19 protein-coding genes are annotated in these 21,778 nt (G+C 44.2%); 3 read left to right on the top strand and 16 right to left on the bottom strand.

Annotation, left to right across the window (positions count from 1 at the left end):
* Nucleotides 1–22: 22 nt before the first annotated feature.
* Nucleotides 23–697 carry a phosphatase PAP2 family protein gene (locus FLB61_RS07305; RefSeq protein ID WP_221919775.1) on the top strand — a complete coding sequence of 225 codons (675 nt, stop codon included), beginning with the start codon at nt 23–25 and terminating at the stop codon, nt 695–697.
* A 48-nt stretch (nt 698–745) separates the two neighbouring features.
* On the opposite strand, the gene FLB61_RS07300 is transcribed toward FLB61_RS07305, so the two are convergent.
* The 11 genes from FLB61_RS07300 to FLB61_RS07250 form a co-directional block, all read right to left on the bottom strand.
* Nucleotides 746–1,897, bottom strand: a complete 1,152-nt coding sequence (locus tag FLB61_RS07300; RefSeq protein ID WP_087203298.1) for a double-cubane-cluster-containing anaerobic reductase — start codon at nt 1,895–1,897, stop codon at nt 746–748.
* 100 nt (nt 1,898–1,997) lie between these two features.
* A complete protein-coding gene (mutY, locus tag FLB61_RS07295; RefSeq protein WP_221919774.1) occupies nt 1,998–3,830 on the bottom strand; it encodes an A/G-specific adenine glycosylase in 1,833 nt (610 codons plus the stop codon).
* Between the two features lie 2 nt (nt 3,831–3,832).
* Nucleotides 3,833–4,243: a DUF3783 domain-containing protein gene (locus FLB61_RS07290; RefSeq protein ID WP_221919773.1), complete on the bottom strand. Its 411-nt coding sequence runs from the start codon at nt 4,241–4,243 to the stop codon at nt 3,833–3,835.
* A 114-nt stretch (nt 4,244–4,357) separates the two neighbouring features.
* Entirely contained in the window at nt 4,358–5,830 is a 1,473-nt protein-coding gene (xylB, locus tag FLB61_RS07285) for a xylulokinase (protein WP_087203295.1), read from the bottom strand.
* Nucleotides 5,831–5,900: 70 nt separating this feature from the next.
* Nucleotides 5,901–7,397: an L-fucose/L-arabinose isomerase family protein gene (locus tag FLB61_RS07280; protein ID WP_221919772.1), complete on the bottom strand. Its 1,497-nt coding sequence runs from the start codon at nt 7,395–7,397 to the stop codon at nt 5,901–5,903.
* Nucleotides 7,398–7,467: 70 nt separating this feature from the next.
* Complete coding sequence (locus tag FLB61_RS07275; protein ID WP_087201640.1) at nt 7,468–8,301, bottom strand: helix-turn-helix transcriptional regulator; 834 nt, start codon at nt 8,299–8,301, stop codon at nt 7,468–7,470.
* A gap of 97 nt (nt 8,302–8,398) precedes the next feature.
* Nucleotides 8,399–9,142, bottom strand: a complete 744-nt coding sequence (locus FLB61_RS07270; RefSeq protein WP_087201638.1) for an amino acid ABC transporter ATP-binding protein — start codon at nt 9,140–9,142, stop codon at nt 8,399–8,401.
* Nucleotides 9,132–9,860 (bottom strand): amino acid ABC transporter permease, encoded by a 729-nt coding sequence (locus FLB61_RS07265; RefSeq protein ID WP_087201635.1) that lies wholly within the window; start codon nt 9,858–9,860, stop codon nt 9,132–9,134. The genes FLB61_RS07270 and FLB61_RS07265 overlap by 11 nt, the downstream gene beginning before the upstream one ends.
* Nucleotides 9,861–9,927: 67 nt before the next feature.
* Nucleotides 9,928–10,719: a transporter substrate-binding domain-containing protein gene (locus FLB61_RS07260; RefSeq protein ID WP_087201651.1), complete on the bottom strand. Its 792-nt coding sequence runs from the start codon at nt 10,717–10,719 to the stop codon at nt 9,928–9,930.
* A 155-nt stretch (nt 10,720–10,874) separates the two neighbouring features.
* Nucleotides 10,875–11,687: an undecaprenyl-diphosphate phosphatase gene (locus FLB61_RS07255; protein ID WP_087201633.1), complete on the bottom strand. Its 813-nt coding sequence runs from the start codon at nt 11,685–11,687 to the stop codon at nt 10,875–10,877.
* Nucleotides 11,672–12,532 (bottom strand): Cof-type HAD-IIB family hydrolase, encoded by an 861-nt coding sequence (locus FLB61_RS07250; RefSeq protein ID WP_087201631.1) that lies wholly within the window; start codon nt 12,530–12,532, stop codon nt 11,672–11,674. The genes FLB61_RS07255 and FLB61_RS07250 overlap by 16 nt, the downstream gene beginning before the upstream one ends.
* Nucleotides 12,533–12,663: 131 nt before the next feature.
* On the opposite strand from FLB61_RS07250, the gene FLB61_RS07245 reads away from it, so the two are divergent.
* Nucleotides 12,664–13,809 (top strand): cell wall hydrolase, encoded by a 1,146-nt coding sequence (locus tag FLB61_RS07245; protein WP_087209792.1) that lies wholly within the window; start codon nt 12,664–12,666, stop codon nt 13,807–13,809.
* Between the two features lie 81 nt (nt 13,810–13,890).
* Here the strand turns inward: FLB61_RS07245 and ftsH are convergent, their stop codons facing one another.
* The 5 genes from ftsH to FLB61_RS07220 form a co-directional block, all read right to left on the bottom strand.
* A complete protein-coding gene (gene ftsH / locus FLB61_RS07240; RefSeq protein WP_087209795.1) occupies nt 13,891–15,738 on the bottom strand; it encodes an ATP-dependent zinc metalloprotease FtsH in 1,848 nt (615 codons plus the stop codon).
* Between the two features lie 102 nt (nt 15,739–15,840).
* Entirely contained in the window at nt 15,841–16,347 is a 507-nt protein-coding gene (locus FLB61_RS07235) for a GNAT family N-acetyltransferase (RefSeq protein ID WP_087201626.1), read from the bottom strand.
* A gap of 101 nt (nt 16,348–16,448) precedes the next feature.
* Nucleotides 16,449–17,201, bottom strand: a complete 753-nt coding sequence (locus FLB61_RS07230; RefSeq protein ID WP_087201624.1) for an aminoglycoside phosphotransferase family protein — start codon at nt 17,199–17,201, stop codon at nt 16,449–16,451.
* Between the two features lie 158 nt (nt 17,202–17,359).
* On the bottom strand, nt 17,360–19,972 hold the full coding sequence (gene adhE / locus FLB61_RS07225) for a bifunctional acetaldehyde-CoA/alcohol dehydrogenase (RefSeq protein ID WP_221919771.1): 2,613 nt from the start codon (nt 19,970–19,972) through the stop codon (nt 17,360–17,362).
* A gap of 223 nt (nt 19,973–20,195) precedes the next feature.
* Nucleotides 20,196–20,870 (bottom strand): YitT family protein, encoded by a 675-nt coding sequence (locus tag FLB61_RS07220; RefSeq protein ID WP_087201620.1) that lies wholly within the window; start codon nt 20,868–20,870, stop codon nt 20,196–20,198.
* A gap of 76 nt (nt 20,871–20,946) precedes the next feature.
* On the opposite strand from FLB61_RS07220, the gene FLB61_RS07215 reads away from it, so the two are divergent.
* On the top strand, nt 20,947–21,771 hold the full coding sequence (locus FLB61_RS07215) for a MerR family transcriptional regulator (RefSeq protein WP_221919770.1): 825 nt from the start codon (nt 20,947–20,949) through the stop codon (nt 21,769–21,771).
* The last annotated feature ends 7 nt before the right edge of the window (nt 21,772–21,778 follow it).

The following is a 21,778-nucleotide window of genomic DNA, read 5'->3' as shown; positions in this document are numbered from 1 at the left end:
AATGGTAATTGAGGAGACTTACATGACTGCAAAGAACAACTGGAAACAATTTTTACATCGATACAAACACATATGGGTACTTTCCTATATTCTTATTTATATGCCATGGTTTCTTTATCTTGAAAAGCATGTGACGAAAGACTACCATGTGATCCATACTGCTTTGGATGACTATATTCCATTCTGTGAATATTTCATCATTCCTTATCTTTTATGGTTTGCTTTCATTGCCGTAACCTTTTTGTGGTTCTTTTTGTACGATACATCTGGTTTTTACAAGATGGCGGCTTTTCTTTTTACGGGGATGACCATTTTCCTTATCATATCAACCATTTTTCCAAATGGTCAGGATCTCCGCCCGACACATTTTGCCAGAGATAATATTTTTGTCGATATGGTAAAAGCACTGTACAAGACCGATACCCCGACAAATGTACTTCCGAGTATCCACGTGTTTAATTCTATCGGAGTCTGCGTCGCCATCTGTCACAACAGCCAGCTTTACAGCAAAAAGTGGATTCGCTATGGGTCACTGGCTCTTGGCATATTCATCATTCTGGCTACTATGTTCCTGAAACAGCATTCCGTAGTTGATGTGCTTGCGGCGGGATGTATGGCCACCATTCTTTATCCGGTCGTTTATATGAGAGAAAGCCGAAAAGCTGCTGATCTTTCAAGTCAGCCAATAAAAGGATGAAATCCGTGATCTGGATTTCATCCTTTTTCGTTCTTCCTGTATATAGGCTTAAAGCATTTCAATAAAAGCTGCGATTCTTGTGTTGAGCTGTCCGATGTCTCCCTGTGAGTAATCTGTCTCGACACTGATATACGGTTTACCTTTTTCTTCATTTACGAATCTTCTGATTCCAAGCGTCTCCACATTGTATGTATGGCATGCCTGAAGGATCATCTCCACGACACCGTCCACCTGATATTCATCTATCAGCCTTCCGAGAAGCTCAAGCCTATTCGGGTTCGGTGTCATAATGGAGCACCCGATATTCAGATATCTTTTTGCGATCGCTTCATAGATATCGTCCGTATCTTCATCCACCAGCTTATCAATAGATTTTGCACCGGAACAGTTTTCATATGTCACAACAATACCACCGTTATCCTCGATAGCCTTGATCACTTTCTCTGTTGCTCCTCCGATCGGACATCCTGTCACAAGGATACGCGGCTTTCTCTCCTGCATCTTTCCTTCTGCATATTCTTTCTCGATCTTGTCTACGATTTCATTTACCTCGCCCGGAATTACAGAACGGTCTACCTTAAATGTACTTCCATACAATACTTTGAATAATTCCATTCCTGTTATCGGCGCCGGATCAAGCTTCATTGTCTCATAGAGACGTTTCAGTGCTTTTCTGCCTTCATTCTGGATATGAACCGCGTTCCTTACCTGCTCTTCTGTGATCGTCACATCGAATTTCTCTTCCAGATACTCTTTAAAACGCACAATTTCCTTTTTCCAGAGGCGGAGTCCCTCTTCCGTCTGTCTATTCGGCAGCTCCATCGTAAATACATCTTTAAACTGCTTCAGATACTCATACATTTTTTTCTTTCCGTCACAAGTCGTCTCCCCAACTACGAGATCAGAAAAGTAAAAGAACGGGCATTTCTGGGTGGATGCAAATCCATAGCTGGATTTGATCAGAGGGCAAAGATTCTTCGGCAGATCTTTTTCCGCTGCAGGAATCGTCTCGTCCGATGTGGAGCACAGGCTGACAGTCGCAGCTCCCATAGCCATCGCGATCTCCTGAGGGAAATAGGTACAAAATACTCCGACAATCGGGATCCCTGCATCTTTCAGTTTTTTGATATCGAGAAATGCTTTCTGCCTCTGTTCGGCAAATTCTTCAAATACTTCCGGCAGCTCTTTTATCAGTTCCATTTTCTTCCTCCTGTTGTCACGTATACTTATCATAAATCTCTGTCTACTATCGTAACATTTCCGGCCAAAATGGACTAATTGATAATTGGCATGTATTCTCTCATTTATTTGTATTCTCTATTTTTTCATATTTTTCCTGTCCCAAAAGAACATTTACGGCCCTTGTGTAAGTCTCAAAGGCGGCTGGAATAGCGTATGTCCTCTGAATTTCCTCCGGATGTACAAAAAGCATATCCTCCGTACAAGACTTTTCCAGTTCATCCACTCTCACTGCAAACCCTTTCATATGCCATTCCACATGACTGAAAATATGTTTTGCCTCCGGCAGAGACTCGATCCGAAGGGGCGAAAGCCCAATCTGACGGCTGTACTGCGCCACTTCTTCCATCGTTTTAAATCCTTCCAGATTTGGAAATTCAAAAAGTCCTGCCAACAGTCCTTTTTTCGGGCGTTTACAAAGAGCAATATTGTCCCCATCCTTAAAGATCAGAATTGTCTTTTCCTCGATTCTGCGGGCCTTTGCTTTTTTCTTGACCGGGAGAGACATTTCCATACCATGCTGATGGGCAAGACAAAAATCTCTTGCCGGACACTCGCTGCACTTTGGCTCCCCGTTTGGGACGCACACGATGGCCCCCAGCTCAATAAGACCCTGGTTAAAGTCATTGGCTTCTCCTTCCGGTATCACAGCTTCAATCCATTCCTCTGCTCTCTTCTTTACTGATGCTTTGGCAATGTCAGCGTCATCGGCCAAAATGCGGGATAAAACTCTCAGAACGTTTCCGTCCACCGCCGGCTTTGGAATACCAAAGGCAAAGGAGCTGATGGCTCCGGCCGTGTAGCTGCCGATCCCGGTAAGAGAAATGATTTTTTCATAATCTGCCGGGATCTCCCCGCCGTACATTTCCATGATCTGTCTTGCCGCCTTCTGCATGTTCCGCACACGGTTGTAATAGCCAAGTCCTTCCCACAATTTCAACAGCTTTTCCTCCTGTGCCTCAGCAAGGTCGCGGATTGTCGGAAAGGCTTCCAGAAAACGGGCATAGAATGGCTTTACTGCCTCAACCCGTGTCTGCTGAAGCATGATCTCCGACACCCACACATGATATGCACTTGGCTCATTTCTCCACGGAAGGTCTCTCTTATGTCCACGGAACCAACGGATCAGCGGATCCGGAAGTTTGCTGAGGATCGAGATCGGATCCTCCCCATTATTTTTTTCTCCCCCCTTCTCATCCCCCGGAAGGACGACCGGGATTTCCTTGTCTATACGTATCTCATCCTCAAAGACAATACAATCATAAGCAGCCAGATGCACGCCCTTTTCCCTTGCTTTGCACAGCACATCGGCAAATTCCGGATGTGTTTCCACATTGGGCATCATCTGATCCACACCTTTCATCTGGATAACAAAAAAGGCATATGCTTCATATCCTTCTTCCACAGCATGCATGAGCTCTTCCATATGACGGACAGCGCGCTCGCTCGGTGCGTCGGGAAATTTGGCAAGTCTTCCTTCTTTCAGCGTGACTCCTTTTATTTCCATCAAAATCCTGCGTTCTTCTGCCTCGACATAGAGATCGATACGGGAACTTCCATACGTGTATTCTGGGCGTATCTTTGTGATGCCAGGAATAAAATTTCCTTCCTCAAGCCATTCTTTGACTGCCTTGTTCGGAACCTGGGAGTCCATATTGATGATCTGTCCATCCTTTTTTACCGCAATCAGATCCCATTTTGTTTTTCTGGACGGATTATCCGTCTTTTGTACGTACACCTCAGCTCCTGGTATGAGGAGTTCCGCACATCTGCCAGTATTTTTCACATGGACGGTCTCCGTTTGTTCCGGATCTTCACAGAGTCCTTTTACGTAGGCAATAAACCTGTTTGGGCGGCTCAGGAAGGAAGCCTTATGAACTCTTTCAAACTTCATCTTTACGCCTCCGGCTGTCCGTCTTCATGGACATTTTCTCTTCTTTGCATAGCTGTATGTTCTTTTGCCAGCTCCTCGTAAAGTTCCATCACATTCCAATGGATATTCGTCGGTGTGAGCACCGCTTTATAGTCCACTTTCCGTATCCCGTTTTTCCTCATCTCCGCAAGCATTCTCTGAAGTTTTGCATCCGAGACACCTGCAAATACCATAACCTCTTTTTCCGGGGCAATTCCTGTAAATACTGTATCGGAAGGCTCTATTCCCTCCACACCGGCCAGATACCCAAGCGGCATGAGAAAATCTTTTTCCTCGATCATACGCACTTTCATCTTTAGGAGGAAGGCAGTCATCTGGATACCTTTGAGCTGTTTTTTATCTTTAAAATTAAATAATAATAGGGATTCTCTCATCGTTTTCTCCTTTTCGTTTTTGTTCCATTTTCCTTCCTTACAGTAACACGAAAGTACAAAAGAAACAAGAAGCAACAACTTCCTTTTGCGGAAACCATTGCTTCTTTTCTCGTTTTAACTCGCAAGCTCCTGAAATACCGGGCGAAGAGCCGGATAGATCTTTCGGAACTTCTGATATCCTTTTTCATATTTTTCCACGAGTTCTTTTTCCGGTTCAATCGTCTCGACAACTTTCACGATTTTACTCACTGCCTGCTCTACGTTTTCAAATTCTCCGCAGCCTACTGCTGCCAGAATCGCTCCGCCAAGAGCCGGTCCCTCCTCGTTTTTTGCAATCTCTACCTTAACATTCAAAATATTGGCTGCCATTTTTTTCCACAGCAGGCTTTTTGCTCCACCGCCGCAGATTTTTGTCTTTTCGATGGAAAGTCCCAGGCTCCTGGCCACTTCCAGGGAATCCCGCAGACCGTAAAGCACCCCTTCCAATACTGCCTGTGTCATATCCTTCCGCGTTGTATCCATCGTCATTCCGATAAATGTCCCCCTTGCATAAGGATCATTATGCGGAGAACGCTCCCCCATTAAGTATGGAAGGTAAAAAACTCTATTCTCGCCAAGTGTAAAAATTTCTTCCTGCTCTTTTGAAAACTCCTTTGTATCCAGTATGTCCTCCATCCACCATTTATTGCAGGATGCGGCGCTTAACATGCACCCCATCAAATGGTAATGACCGTCTGCATGCGCAAAGGCATGTAGCGCATTGTTTGTATCCTTGCGGAACGTATGGCTGGAGATAAAGATGGTACCGCTTGTTCCAAGAGAGATATTGCAGCGTCCCTCTCCGACTGTCCCCGTACCGATGGCTGCCGCCGCATTGTCCCCTGCTCCGGCAATTACCTTGACATTTTCAGGAAGGCCGATTTCTCTGGCCACATCGCTTTTTACCGTACCGATGGTATCGTAACTTTCAAACAGATCCGGCAGCTGTCCCCGCTCAATCCCGCAGATTTTCATCATTTCCTCAGACCAGCATTTGTTCTCCACATCCATCAGAAGCATCCCCGATGCATCCGAGTAATCACTGGCAAATACTCCTGTGAGCCGGTAGGACAGATAATCTTTTGGGAGCATGATCTTTTTGATCCTTCCGAAAAGTTCCGGCTCATGATTTCTCATCCAGAGAATCTTCGGCGCCGTAAACCCAGCAAAAGCAATATTGGCCGTATAAGCTGAAAGTTTTTCTTTCCCGATCACTTCGTTAAGATACGCTGTCTCCTGAACAGAACGACTGTCATTCCAGAGAATAGCAGGACGTATAACATGGTCCTCCACATCCAGCGTCACAAGACCGTGCATCTGCCCGCCAAAACTGATTCCTGAAATTTGGGTTTTGTCAAATCCCTCTGTCAGAATACGAATCCCCTCCAGAGTTTCTCTGTACCAATCCTCAGGATTCTGCTCCGACCAGCCTGGATGCGGGAACGAAATCGGATATTCCCTCGATACAATATTTCTGATCCGCCCATCGCTGTCCATCAAAAGCAGTTTGACAGATGAAGTGCCAAGATCCACTCCAATATACAACATATTGTTACCTCCTGATAAAACGGGGACGTGTACCTGCTTCCAGGAACCCGTCCCTCTTTCACATATTTGTTTAGTATGCAAACGGATTTTCGGTTTTATACCGTACTCCTTTCGGATGGTTGTATCCTATTTCTTCTGTATCAACTCCGATGTACCGGAATACTTCGTAGAGTTCTTTTCCGAAATGTCCGAATGCCACTGCCCCGTGGTGTGGGTAGTTCCCTTCAATAAGTACGTGACGGTAGAAGCGTCCCATTTCCGGGATTGCAAAAATGCCGATGGAGCCGAAGGATCTTGTAGCTACCGGAAGGACTTCTCCTTGTGCAATGTATGCGCGCAGTTTATTGTCAGCGGTACTCTGAAGTCGGTAGAACGTAATATCTCCCGGTGCGATATCTCCTTCCAGTGTCCCTTGTGTCACTTCTTCCGGAAGTGTTCTTGCCATAATCATCTGATATTTCATTTCGCAGAAGGAAAGTTTCCCGGAAGCAGTATTTCCGCAGTGGAACCCCATGAATGTATCTTTCAGTGTGTAATCGTATTTCCCTTTGATTTCCGCTTCGTACATATCTTTCGGAACCGTGTTGTTGATGTCCAGAAGTGTCACTGTATCCTGGCTTACAACTGTCCCGATAAACTCGCTCAGTGCTCCGTAAATATCCACTTCACATGATACAGGTATCCCTTGTGCTGTCAGACGGCTGTTCACATAGCACGGTACAAATCCAAACTGTGTCTGGAATGCCGGCCAGCACTTGCCTGCGATGGCCACATATTCCCGATACCCTTTATGATCCCGGATCCAGTCTTTTAGTGTCAGCTCATACTGTGCAAGTTTAGGAAGAATTTCCGGCTTTTTATTTCCTTTTCCCAATTCTTCTTCCATCTCTTTGACAATATCCGGAATTCGTTCGTCTCCTTCATGACGATTGAATGCCTCAAAAAGATCCAGCTCAGAATTTTCCTCGATTTCTACACCGAGATTATAAAGCTGCTTGACAGGTGCATTGCACGCAAGGAAATTGAGCGGTCTTGGGCCAAAACTTATGATCTTCAGATTCTGAAGTGCAATGACCGCCCTTGCGATCGGCAGAAACTCATGGATCATATCTGCACAGTCTTCTGCATCTCCCACGGGATACTCCGGAATATAAGCTCTGATATTGCGAAGCGCCAGATTGTAGCTGGCATTTAACATGCCGCAGTAAGCATCGCCTCTTCCCTGGCGCAGATGGTCTCCGGACTCCTCCGCTGCCGCGATAAACATCTTCGGGCCATCAAAATGTTTTGCCAGAAGTGTCTCAGAAATCTCCGGTCCAAAATTTCCAAGATAGACACAAAGCGCATTGCACCCCGCTTTCTTAATATCTTCCAACGCCTGCATCATGTGGATCTCACTTTCTACAATGCAGACCGGACATTCATAGATATCCTGTATGTCATACTTCTCTTTGTATGCTTTCACAAGTGCTTCCCTTCTTGTGACAGACAAACTCTCCGGGAAGCAGTCTCTGCTTACTGCCACAATTCCCAGTTTTACTTTTGGCATATTGTTCTCCAAACTCATCTTTTCGCCCTCCTGTATCTTTGTGGTCATTATAGCATCACTTTTTTGTCCTTTTCGACCCATTTTTTAGCTAATTTATGGCACTTTTTTGCCTTTTCCTGTATTCACTCGGCAAAATCCCATACTTTTTCCGAAACTCTCTGGAAAGCGACTTGCTGTTTGGAAATCCACTGTTCATGGCGATATCCGATATCGTATGCTCTGTGTTTGCCAGCTCCTGAAACGCATACTCTGTGCGTACACTCTGGAGAAATGTTTTGTAGTTGGTCAGCGCATACTTTTGAAACATTCGGGATAAATAAGAGGGCGAGTAGCCAAAATGTTCCGCCACCGTTTCCAGCGACAGTTCTTTCTGGTAATTTTCCCTAATATACGCAGTAATACTGGAGAGCCTGTTTAATTTCCGATAATGCCGGATCTCCTCCGATCCAATCTCTGTTTTTTTGTATTTTGTCACAAGAAGATAGATCAGCAAAAAAAAGTCGCTTCTTACTTTCCACTCATATCCGGTATCTCTCTCTGAAATCCCTCTGTACATCTCCCTGATCAGCTCCATGATCTTTTTGTCCTGCGTCCTCGGGCTGTGCGTAAAAAGCAAAAATCCATCTTCCTCACAGTAATCGGAGAACATATTGAGTGGGATCTGAAGCACGATCGTACAGTTGGGATTTGGTGCCAAGACAGAGTGTACCTCATTGGAATTCAGCAAAATAAACTCCCCTGGATGCAGCAAGTGCTGCTCTTCATTGATAAAAAAAGTGAGATTCCCTTCAAATACAGCGAAAATTTCAATCGAACGATGCCAATGCTTTTCGCGCACATAATGACCGTGCATCCCTTCAAACCGGAAAATCTTAAATGGAAAACCTTCATTTGGAATGATCAATTCATGTTCAAACCCCATTTAGCTCCTCCTTTTTGTCTTTCTGTCCTATAGTATAGCAACAAAAAAGCAACGTGTTCAAGCCCCTTCCGGAGAGGAAGGGAGAACACGTTGCATTTTACAATACCTTTCTCAAAAATTCCTGCAGTCTTGGATCTTTCGGCTCCGCAAAAAACTGTTTTGGAGCGTTTTCCTCTTTGATGACCCCCTCGTCTACAAACAGGACTCTCGTTCCAACTTCCCTCGCAAATCCCATTTCATGTGTAACGACAACCATTGTCATTCCATCCTTGGCAAGCTCCTTCATCAAATCAAGAACTTCCCCCACCATCTCCGGGTCCAGCGCGGAAGTCGGCTCATCAAACAGAAGTACATCCGGATCCATGGCAAGTGCCCGTACAATAGCAATCCTCTGTTTCTGTCCTCCGGAAAGCTGCTCCGGATATGTATTCGCTTTCTCGAGAAGTCCAACCCGCTCAAGCAGTTCTTTTGCCCTGCTGTTTGCCTCCTCCGGACTTAGTTTCCCCAATGTTACCGGAGCAAGGGTAATATTTTCCAGGATGGTCTTATGCGGGAACAGATTGAAATGCTGGAATACCATACCAATCTTCTGTCTGTGGATATCAATGTTGACTTTTGGATCTGTGATATCCGTCCCCTCAAAGCGGATCTTTCCACCTGTCGGTTTTTCCAGAAGATTCAAGGAGCGCAGAAATGTAGACTTCCCGGAACCAGATGGGCCGATAATTACCACTACCTCCCCTTTATGAATCTCTGTTGTGATTCCTCTGAGGACTTTGTTTTTCCCAAATGCTTTTTCCAGATTTTCTACCTGGAGCAATGTCTCTCCTTTAACGTTCATTAGTCCTAAGCCTCCTTTCCAGCTTATTCATAAAGAATGTCAGCAAACTGATCAGGGCAAGATAAATTACCGCTGCTGCAACCAGAGGCATCAGAGCATCGAATGTACGACTCTGGATGATCATGGCTGCCTTCGTCAAATCCTGTTCTCCGATATATCCGATAATGGCTGTCTCCTTGATCAGCACGATCATTTCGTTTACAAGAGCCGGAAGTACATTTTTAAATGCCTGCGGCATGATGATCAGCCGCATTGTCTGCGCATAGCTTAATCCCAAACTTCTTCCGGCCTCTGTCTGTCCTTCCGGTATAGACATGATCCCTGACCGTACGATCTCCGCCACGTATGCACCGGAATTGATACCAAAGGCAATTCCACCGATAATGATCGAATTGAGAGAGGAAGATCCGAATACGACCAAATACATGATAAGGATCTGGATCATGGACGGAGTCCCCCGGATAATCGTCAGATAGATTTTACAAATCACATTCAGTATTTTAAATTTCCCTGTCTTATCGTGATAGGATCGGATGATCGCTACAATAAAACCGATGATAATACCAATCAGCAGAGCCTCCAGCGTGACAATTACCGTCACTTTCAGACCGTTCAAAAGTGTAAGCCATCGGTTGTCCTCTATAAAGTTCTGGTAAAACCGGTCCGCAAACGAATTGGAGGCCAGAAGAGCCCCGTAAACTTTTGTGAATCCCTCCATATTTCCACCTTTCTTCCGAAAAAACAGGACTGTTGGTTTCTATCAGCAGTCCTGTCTTCTTTGCTGTTTATTTTCTTACGATAACGACCTGACTTGCATTTGCATAAGTGTCCGTAAAGTCTACATTTTTCTTTCTTTCTTCTGTCACTGTCATCCCTGCTGCACCAAAATCAGCTTTTCCAGCTTCGATAGCCGGAAGGATGGAATCAAATTCCATATCTTCGATCTTTAAGCTGTAACCCATCTTGTCACAGATTGCTGTCGCAATGTCCACGTCAATCCCGACAATCTTGTCTCCATCGTGATATTCATACGGTTCAAATTCGGCGTTGGTTGCCATGACAAGTTCTCCCTTGGAATGATCTGCATCTGCCGGACTTTCATACTGGTAGGATCCTACGTCCCCGATATAATTGCTGATGATCTTATCCAGAGTTCCTTCTTCTTTCAGTTCTGCCAAAGCTTGATTCATGGATTCCTGAAGCTCTGTATTTCCCTTTTTCAGGCATATCGCATACTGCTCATCCTCAAACAAGTCGCTTATGATTTTCAGATCATCATTCTTCTCCACAAATTTTTCGGCCGGCTGTGTATCAATCACAACACAGTCCAATTTTCCCGTCTTCAGGGCCTGAACTGCTGCTGCGCCCTTCGGATAACGCTTCATCTGGCTGTCCTTTTCTACGATTTCAGAACATAACAAATCTCCTGTGGTTCCCTGCTGCACCCCGATCGTAAGGTTTTTCAGGTCATCCTGACTTGCAACAGAAACTTCTTTTTCTTCTTTGGACCCACATGCCGCCATAGACATGACACATACCGCTGCAAGAGCAGCTGCTAACACTTTTTTCAACTTCATAATTCTCTCCTCCATACCTTTGATTGAATAAAAATACGTTTTCTTTTCTGTGATATTCAACTGTACTTTCTCTATTTTAGCACATTTCGCAAAAAAAGCAAGCGCATTTTTATACATTTATATTGTATAAAAACCGCCTGCTTTGTGTATATTTACTATGCAAAAATCAGGAAATAACCAAGTACTACGATACCGAGTATGATCCGGTAGTAGCCGAACACGGTAAAATCGTGTTTCTTGATATATCCCATCAGGAATTTGATGGCAAATACAGAAACAAGGAACGATACCACGCATCCTACCAAGAGGATCAGCACTTCCATAGATGTATAGTGGAAGCCAAACTTGAACAGTTTCAGTCCGCTTGCGGCAAACATCGTCGGAATGGCCAGAAAAAACGTAAATTCCGCTGCCACCGGACGTGCCACACCGATCAGCAATGCCCCTACAATGGTTGCACCGGAACGGGATGTCCCCGGAATCATAGCCAACACCTGGAACCAGCCGATGGCAAATGCCGTAAGATAAGTCAATTCTTTTAGTTTTGTAATCCTAGGCTGCATATGTGCATTCCGCTTTTCAATGACGATGAAGAGAATACCGTAGATGATCAGCATCAAAGAAATTACAATATAATTGGACAACTTTTCATCCACGATATCATCGATAAAAAGCCCCACCGCCGATGGGATGCAGGCAACTGCCACTTTCATCCACAGCTCAACTGTATGGATCTTCTGAGCTCGTGTCTTCTTCGGCGAAAACGGATTCAGCTTATGGAAATAAAGTACAATGACTGCAATGACTGATGCCAGCTGAATCACGACTTTAAACATATTCATAAATTCTGTGCTCACATTCATATGCAGGAATTCATCCGCCAAAAGCAGATGTCCCGTGCTGCTGATCGGGAGCCATTCCGTGATTCCCTGGATGATTCCCAAAATAACCGCTATAATAATATCCACTCTTTTTCCTCCTTTTCATTCAGAACAAATTTTTCAATAGCTTTAGCCACGCCGTCTTCTTCGTTTCCGGCTGTCACATAATCGGCGGCTTCTTTTACCTCTTCCGATGCGTTTGCCATCGCAACCCCAAGTCCTACTTTTTGGATCATTGCAAGGTCGTTGAGTCCATCTCCGCAGGCCATGATTTCTTCTCTTTTGATTCCCAGCATTTCTCCCAGTTTTAAAAGTCCGTTTCCTTTATCTACACCCTTGGCGTTTACTTCAATATTATTGAAAAGTGCACCTGTCACAGCCAACGACGGCTCTCGTTTAAGTCTTCGCATCGCCTCGTCTCTGTCATCGATCCGTTTAAAAACTGCCTGTATCTTATCCAGTCCTCCCGGGAATTCTTTCATCTTCTCCCTCACACTTTCCACCCTGTTTCTGGTGTTCCGTATGTACTCCTGCATCGCCGGATTCGGGTAGAATTCCTCTATCCTCTCGATCTCGGCCCGGCCTGCATAACCAATTCCGTCATAATAGACATCTCTTAGTGTATCATATTCTTCCAGAACATCCAATACCTTCTCGGCATCTTCAATGGGAAGCAGATGTTCATATATCATATGAAAGCCATTTTCCCGCTTCAGTATCCTCGCTCCATTTGCAGTAAGAATGTAGCGCATTCCGGGAAATTCTCTCATAAATTCCGGGACGCCATAGAGCGGACGCCCGGTAGCTACCAGCACAATGATTCCCTTACTGATTGCTTTCTCAAGTACTTTTCTGGAGTATTCTGACAGACATTTCTTTTCATTCAGAAGTGTTCCATCCAGATCCAGCCCTATCATTTTTATCTTTGCCATATCTGTTCCTTTCTTATAGCCACCCATATCCAATATACTCATATCTTCTACATTTTATCAAAATTTGATTAATTGCGCAATTTATAGTATACTTAAGTGGCACTTATTTTTTTACGAAAGGATTCGGTATAATGAAAGCAACATTCAAACCCTTGATTCGTGCTTTTACTGCTTTTGCCTGTACCACTGTTCTTACCCTTACCCCAGTTTTTGCAAACGCTGAGGATACAGTGTCTGACTTGGAACAGCAGACCCAGGGCCTTGAATCCGAACTGCAGGATCTGAATAAGCAGTTATCTTCACTGAGCAAAGAGATCACTTCTCTTGCCAAAAAGATTGAAAGTACGAATAAGGCAGCCGAGCAGGCTGAACTGGATCTTACCGCCGCAAAGCTGAACGAAGAGTTACAGTACCGCGCTATGAAAAAAAGAATCCAGTTCATTTACGAAAACGGAAATACTTCCTTTTTTGATATCCTTTTTTCTTCTTCCAGCATGGGGGAATTCCTAAACAGGATGGATTTTGTATCAAAAGTCACGGAATATGACCGTAAAATGCTCGACCGTCTCACGGAAACGCGAAACGATATCGACCAAAAAGAAAAAGCCTTGCGAAAGCAGGAAAAAGAACTGGATGCCCTGAAAAAGGAAATGGTGTCCAAAGAAAAAGAACTGAATACAAAAATCTCTTCCACAAGCATAAAACTGGATGCTTCGTCGAAAGAGCTTGCCGCCGCAAAGGCAGCACAGGAAGCTGCAAAAAAGGCATTGCAAGCCAAGCAGGACTCCTACAACGCGGCAGGCAGTCAGTCGGGGGAATCCGATTCTTCCAACAAAAACCAGTCACAAAATCCTGGAGACAATACATCAAATCAAGACAATCAAAAACCAAATTCTGATAATGGAACCACACAAAAACCACCTCAGCAGTCAGACACAAGCGATCTTGTTCTCTTTGCCGCAATACTGGAATGCGAAGCTGGCTCCACAGACTACAATGCTTTGCTTGCTGTAGCTACTGTCATCATGAACCGTGTGGAAAGCCCTCGTTATCCGAACACATTAAGCGGTGTTATTTATCAAAGCGGACAGTTTTCTCCGACTTGGAACGGAAGCTTGAGCCGCGTGCTGGAACGTGGACCAAAGCCTCTCTGCTACCAGGTTGCCAGAGATGCTTTGAATGGAAAAAGACTGGCCTCTGTGAGCAATTGTTACCAGTTTCGGGCTGCTTCCACAGGGCACGATGGTATCGTAGTAGGCGGAAATGTATTTTTCTGACAAATAGCTCTTTTCAGCACAACAACTCATCAAAAAACTCTATGCAGATATACATTCTGCATAGAGTTTTCTCTTGTCCTTTTATTCTTCTGGTTTTTCTTCGATCTGTTCTGGCTTCCGGTTCAGTATCTCCATGAACTCTTCTCCCGTAATCGTCTCCTGCTCATACAGATACTTTGCGATCTCGTGAAGCTTCATAATATTGTCTTCCAATATTTTCTTTGCCTTGGCGTGCTGTTCTTTTACAAGCTCAATAACCTTTCTGTCGATAAGTGTAGCCGTCTCATTGGAGCATGCAAGTGTGGCATCTCCCCCAAGATACTGGTTCGAGACATTCTGGAGGGCTACCATGTCAAATTCATCCGACATTCCATACTGCATGATCATCGCTCTGGCGATCTTTGTCGCCTGCTCAATATCGTTGGATGCTCCTGTTGAGATGGAATGGAAGATCAGTTCTTCCGCTGCCCGTCCTCCCGTAAAGGTCGCGATCTTGTTTTCCAGCTCTTCCCTGGACATCAGAAAATGCTCTTTTTCTTCAACCTGAAGGGTATATCCCAGCGCTCCGCTCGTCCTCGGTATGATCGTGATCTTCTGTACCGGTGCAGAATGCGTCTGCATAGCAGCCACAAGCGCATGGCCTACTTCATGGTAGGAAACCTGGAGTTTTTCTTTATTCGACAGAACTCTTGTCTTTTTCTCATATCCGGCGATAACAACTTCCACGCTGGCTTCCATATCAGCCTGCGTCGCAAATTTTCTTTTTTCTCTGACCGCGCGAAGCGCCGCTTCGTTGACAATATTGGCAAGCTCCGCACCGGATGCACCTGCCGTCATCTTCGCGATCTCATCAAAATCCACATTGTCCGCAATCTTGATCTTCTTTGCATGCACTCTCAGGATCGCTGCACGACCAGCCATATCCGGGAGTTCTACCGGTATTCTCCTGTCAAACCGGCCTGGTCTCAAAAGTGCAGGGTCAAGAGAATCAGGCCTGTTGGTAGCAGCCAGAATCACGACTCCCCTGGATCCGTCGAACCCATCCATCTCCGTGAGGAGCTGATTCAGGGTCTGTTCTCTTTCATCATTTCCGCCAATCTGTCCGTCTCTCTTCTTCCCAATCGTATCGATCTCATCGATAAATACGATACACGGCGCTTTTTCGTTTGCCTGTTTGAAAAGATCTCTTACTTTGGCGGCACCCATTCCGACGAACATCTCCACGAACTCTGATCCGGAGATAGAAAAGAACGGAACGTTTGCCTCGCCGGCTACCGCCTTTGCGAGCAATGTTTTTCCTGTCCCCGGAGGCCCCACAAGAAGAGCACCTTTCGGCATGGATGCGCCGATCTCGCGGTATCTCTGCGGATTGTGGAGAAAGTCTACGATTTCAGTCAGCAGTTCTTTTGCCTCATCTTCCCCCGCCACATCGGAAAAATGAATTCCGGAATCCGACTGCACATAGATTTTGGCGTTGCTTTTCCCCATTCCAAATGCCATGGAGTTGGCGCCGCCTCCCATCTTGGACATCATCTTCTTAGAAAGCCAGCTTCCGAGCAGTATAAAGATAGCAATCGGCACCACATAGGATAAAATCAGAGACAGCCAGATCGGCATCTGCTCCTCCACGTTTCTCTGAAATTTTGCATCTGCCTCATGAAGCCGATCCACGAGCTGAGGATCATTCATTACCCCTGTCTTATACACATTCTCTTCCGACTTGTCCGTAAATACGATCTCTGTATCTTTTACTTCCACAAGACCGATATCTTTTTCATCTATCATAGTCATGAAAGTACCGTAATCTACTTCTTTAACATGTTTATTCATAATATTCGGAAACAGCAGTCCATTTAAAACAATAATGATGAACGCCACGACCAGCACATATATGATAAACGGTTTCCTGGGCGTTTTTACTTCTTTCATGATTCGTCCCCCTTCCTAGTTCTTACTGATTAAGTATAACACGGGATATTTGTCGAAACTATGGAGGAATTCTAAAGCTTTTCTAAAATAAATATATTCTGTTTATAGACATTTTTCATATGCATAGCGCAATGCTCCATCATCCAGAAAGATATGTCCGCAGTACACAAATCCGTTTTTTCGTATCCAGTTCTGCATAATCCGGTTGTCCGGGTGGGTGTCGATACGAATGCTTTCCTTCCCCTTCTTCAAAGCCGCCTGCTGTGCAAATCGCAAAAATGCGTCAGCTGTCCCGTTTCTTTTATATGCGTTGTGTGTCGCAATCCGATGGATCACAGCATAGTTTTTCCTGTTGCCTGTCAGCCATTCTCCATTTTTGATGATCTCATAATTTTCCTCTTTTTCCATAGAGATCGCGGCCGTCCCGATGACTGTTTCCTCTTTCTCAGCTACATAGCTCTCCCGCCTGTCCATATCTCTCCGGATCACTTCTTCATTGGGGTATCCATCCTGCCATTGATCGATACCCATCCTGCAAAACTGCTCCTGCGCCATATGTATAATCTCCATAACATGAGGGATATCTTTCTCTTCGGTCATCCGTATCATCGCTTTTTTCCTCGTCTTTTCTTGAAATAATCTTTTCCTGGACAGAAAAACATACTGCCGGAATCCGCTTATCGGACCCGGCAGTTTTTCTTTCCGACTTCTTATTGATAGTCGATAATATCGATCCACTGCATAAGGAAATCTTTTCCCATCGCATCTTTTCTTGTCAGCGCAGATGCGGCAATGATCGGAAGCCACTGCTGTACATACTGTTTGGCCGTATCACTCTTTTTACAGAATATATCCAGATATGTATCGGCCAGAGCTTTGTCTTTCAGTGCAAACATCAAATACGTCATGGCCGCGTCAGCACTTGCATTTCCCTGTGTCACATGCGCCCAGTCAACAATATAAAATTTTCCATCATCGCTTACGATGACATTGCTTGGATTAAAGTCGCCGTGGCATACTTTGTGATGCGTCGGCATACTGTCAAGTCTTGTCAGGAGTTCATATCTTGTCGTCGCATCAATGACATCTTTCAGTCCGTTGATCTGACGTGCAAGCTTATCTTTCAGCTGGTTCAAAAGCGGAGATGTCTTTTCTTGAACCTGGATCTGGAGATTTACAAACTCATCCATATATGTTTCCATATTTTCCGGATGTTCATTCATCAGATCTTCCAGCGTCTTTCCCTCTTTATATTCAACAACAAGAGCCCATTTCCCATCGATCTCACTTACGCTTATCACTTTCGGGATATCCAGGCCTGTCGCTTCCACTCTTGCCTGATTCAGCGCTTCATTAAATACATCTGCTTTCGGATGAGATGGTTCGAATACTTTCGCGATTCCTTCTTCACAGCGATATACTTTTTTATAAGGACGCTCCACAATTACATTTTCCAGCTTCATAAGAATACCTCCTGTCATTTTAAACTGTTTTTTAATTTGAACCCATTATACCATATTTCTCAGACAATAGTAAGTTATTTAACAAACAATTTAACAAAAAGTGTTTCAGGGCATGACATATGTCCGCCACGCCCTAAAACACTTAATCTGAGAATATATTATTTTCCATAGTAGGATTTCAGGTAAAGTTCTTTAATCTCGCTCATAAGAGGATATCTCGGGTTTGCTCCAGTACACTGGTCATTAAACGCCTGTTCCACCATCTCATCCAGAGTGGCAAGGAAGTCTTCTTCCTTGATTCCCCATTCTTTGATCGTCTTCGGAATTCCGATTGCTTTCTTTAATTCTTCCAGTTTTTCGCAGAACAATTCTACTGTCTCAGCGTCGTCTTTTCCGCAGATTCCTGCAAATCTTGCTGCTTCAGCATATCTAGCCTGCGCATGCGGATACTGATACTGGGAGAATGTTCCCATCTTAACCGGCACTTCTGCTGCATTGTAACGGATCACGTTCGTTAAAAGCAAAGCGTTTGCCACACCGTGCGGGATATGGTGGAATGCACCCAGTTTGTGAGCCATGGAGTGATTCAGTCCCAGGAATGCATTGGCGAAAGCCATACCTGCCATACAGGAAGCATTTGCCATCTTTTCTCTGGCAATCGGATCTGCTGCTCCCTTGTCATATGCAGCCGGCAAGTAGTCAAATACTGTCTTGATCGCTTTTAATGCCAGACCGTCTGTATATTCTGTAGCCATAATAGATACATATGCTTCGATGGCATGTGTCATAACATCGATACCGGATGCACTTGTCAGACCCTTTGGCTGAGTCATCATGTTGTCCACATCCACGATTGCCATATTCGGAAGTAATTCGTAATCTGCCAGCGGCCATTTTACACCTGTATCTGCGTCTGTAATGATCGCAAACGGTGTCACTTCAGAACCTGTACCGGAAGATGTCGGGATTGCTACAAAGTAAGCTTTCTCGCCCATCTTAGGGAATTTATATACCCTCTTACGGATATCCATGAAATCCATAGCCATATCTTCGAAGTTTGCTTCCGGATGTTCATACATTACCCACATAATCTTTGCAGCGTCCATCGCAGAACCACCACCGAGAGCGATGATCGTATCCGGTTCGAAAGCTTTCATCTGATCTGTACCTTTCAGCGCACACTGTAAAGTCGGATCCGGAGCAACTTCGTAGAAGCATGTATGCTGGATTCCCATTTCATCCAGTTTTTCTTCGATTGGTTTTACATAACCGTTTTTGTATAAGAAACTGTCTGTAACAATGAATGCTTTTTTCTTATGCATTTCTGTGCCGAGTTCGTCAAGTGCTACCGGCATACATCCTTTTTTAAAGTAAACCTTTTCAGGTGTTCTGAACCAAAGCATATTTTCTCTCCTCTCGGCAACTGTCTTGATGTTGATCAGGTGTTTCACTCCTACGTTTTCAGAAACAGAGTTGCCGCCCCAGGAACCACAGCCAAGTGTCAGTGACGGAGCAAGCTTAAAGTTGTATAAGTCACCGATACCGCCCTGTGAGGAAGGAGTATTTACGAGAATACGGCATGTCTTCATCGCTTCTGCGTGTTTTGCCATCTTTTCTTTTTCCGCTGTGTGGATATAGAGAGAAGATGTATGTCCATATCCGCCGTCTGCCACGAGACGTTCTGCCTTCTGGAGTGCTTCGTCAAATGTTTTTGCCTTGTACATTGCAAGTACCGGAGAAAGTTTTTCGTGAGCGAATTCTTCAGAAATATCTACGGATTCTACTTCCCCGATAAGGATCTTTGTATTTTCCGGAACTGTCACGCCAGCCAGTTTTGCGATTGTGTAGGCTGTCTGTCCGACGATCTTCGCGTTCAGCGCTCCATTGATGATGATTGTCTTTCTTACTTTATCGATTTCGTCTTTCTTTAAGAAATAGCATCCGCGGTATGCGAATTCTTTCTTTACTTCTTCATACACACCTTCCAGAACAGTTACGGACTGTTCGGAAGCACAGATCATACCATTGTCAAATGTTTTGGAATGGATGATGGAGTTTACCGCCATTTTGATATCTGCTGTATCGTCGATGATGACCGGTGTATTACCTGCTCCAACGCCAAGGGCCGGCTTTCCTGAAGAATAAGCTGCTTTTACCATTCCCGGTCCGCCTGTTGCAAGGATAATATCTGAATCTCTCATGACTTCGTTTGTAAGTTCAAGAGACGGTACATCGATCCATCCGATGATTCCTTCCGGAGCTCCTGCCTTCACTGCTGCATCGAGAACAACTTTCGCTGCTGCAATTGTGGATGCTTTTGCACGCGGATGCGGACTGATGATGATCGCATTTCTTGTCTTCAGAGCAATCAGCGTCTTAAAAATCGCTGTGGATGTCGGGTTTGTCGTCGGGATAACTGCGGCAATCAGTCCGATCGGCTCTGCGATCTTCTTGATTCCATAGGCTGTGTCTTCCTCGATAACTCCACATGTCTTTGTATTTTTATATGCATTGTAGATATATTCTGCTGCATAGTGATTCTTAATGATTTTATCTTCAACAACGCCCATACCTGTCTCTTCTACTGCCATTTTTGCAAGTGGAATACGCTGTTTGTTTGCTGCCATAGCTGCTTCAAAAAAGATTTTGTCAACCTGTTCCTGCGTATATGTGGCAAAAATCTGCTGAGCTTCTCTCATCGCTTTCATCTTTGCCACTAATGCTTCGACATTGTCGATAATTGCCGGTGCTTCTTTTTTCTTTGTCGCCATGATCATTTTCCTCCTAAAAGTTAGACGTTTTGTTTCACTGGAATAAGTATATAATATCGTTAATTATTTGTCAATTACTTTTTGTCAATTTTTTAACAAAATAATTTTTTTCCACATTTTCTCCAAAGAACATGTTTTTTCTAACTTTTTTTTGTGTAAATAGATTGGCTTTTCTTTTGCATTTTATGAAATGCTCAGCGCCATATAGTACTATACCTATCTGTTATGACACCATATTTTCCTTCTTGCAGGTAGAGCTTCTTTTTTTGTCAAACACAAAATTTTGTACATGATCAATCAGATAAGACGAGATCGTAACCGTAATAACTGAAAAAATGATTTTTTTCAATGGAATATACGTCAGTGAAAGCCCCAATACCGTGAGATCCGTAAAGAGATATGCTCGGGATAGACGCCAGTGCGTCACATGTGAAATTGTAAGGGCCAGCGCATCGTCGCCGCCGCTTGATCCTCCCTGACGGACGATGATTCCGACGCCAATTCCCACAAAAATTCCGCCTCCTACCGCTGCAGCTAAAGGAAAATCTGAGAGATCCGGAAGCATCGGAGGGAAAAGCTCCCATATTTTGTAAAACAAAGAAACGCTCAACGTCGACACAACTGATATTTTGATAAATCTTCCGCCCAGATACTTAAAAGCAAGAAGGTAGCAGGAAATATCCAATATCGGTGTGATCAGAGCCGGCGAAAGACCAAGCCAGTTCTCTGTCAGAAGCATCATTCCGATTACTCCACCTTCTGTAATGCCACTTTGCTGATGAATATTGTGGATTCCAAAAGTACAGATCATGGCTCCTATCAAGATAAAAACGACTCTCTTTAAAGATAATCCATCTGTCAGTTTATGTGTTAGTTTGGTCAGCCTTTTTTCAGGCATAATAAAACCTCCTTGTAATTTTGGTTTATAAGGGTATAATAAAGGATATAGTTACTATATTGTCAAGAGGTGCACTATGAATAATTTATTTACGATCGGCGAAGTATCCAAATATCAGAATATATCAAAACAGACTTTGATCTTTTATGATAAGATAGGTCTGTTCCGCCCTGCCTATGTGGATCCCAACAACGGATATCGGTACTATAGTTCCAGCCAAATCGACTATCTGGACACCATTCTGATCATGAAAAAAATTGGCTTTTCCCTGAGTGAGATCAAAGAACATATGCAGCATTATACCATTGACAGCAGTCTTCTTGCTTTGCGGAAACAGCTTACCGTTATCGATCAGAAAATACATGAACTTCGTCTGATCCGGAGCAGAGTACAGCACCGCTGCGATCAGATGGAAGCTGCAAGAACATGCGGAGAAAAAGAGAACAAGGTAATTGTAGAAAAGACCGAAGAACAATATATTCTTTTTCGGGCCGTCGATAAACCATATACACTGAGGGAAATCAGTATTGCCACAAAAAAATGCTTTTCAGACTCTTTTCAAAAGCAGCTCCCCATCTTTTTTCAATGCGGAGTGATTGTTCCTTTTGATCACATTAGAGAAGGTCGTTTCACGGAAGCCACACAGGCATTCTTGCCTATCGAAAAAACTGACCATGTCAGCAATATCAGGCGTCTTCCCGGTGGACTTTGCGCCAGTATCTACCATATCGGAGATTATCTTTCCATAGGCCACTCCTATGAGAGATTGCTTGATTACTGCAGCTCTCATTCCCTGGAAATCCTGTCAGACTCCTATGAGTTCTGCATCAACGATTACATTACCTCCCGTGATGAGAATGAATATATTACAAAAATCATGTTCTATGTCAGAGAATCATAAAATGAGC

The sequence above is a fragment of the Sellimonas caecigallum genome, assembly GCF_019754295.1.
Classification (GTDB): Bacteria; Bacillota; Clostridia; order Lachnospirales; family Lachnospiraceae; genus Sellimonas; species Sellimonas caecigallum.
This window is presented reverse-complemented; position numbering and strand designations above follow the sequence as displayed.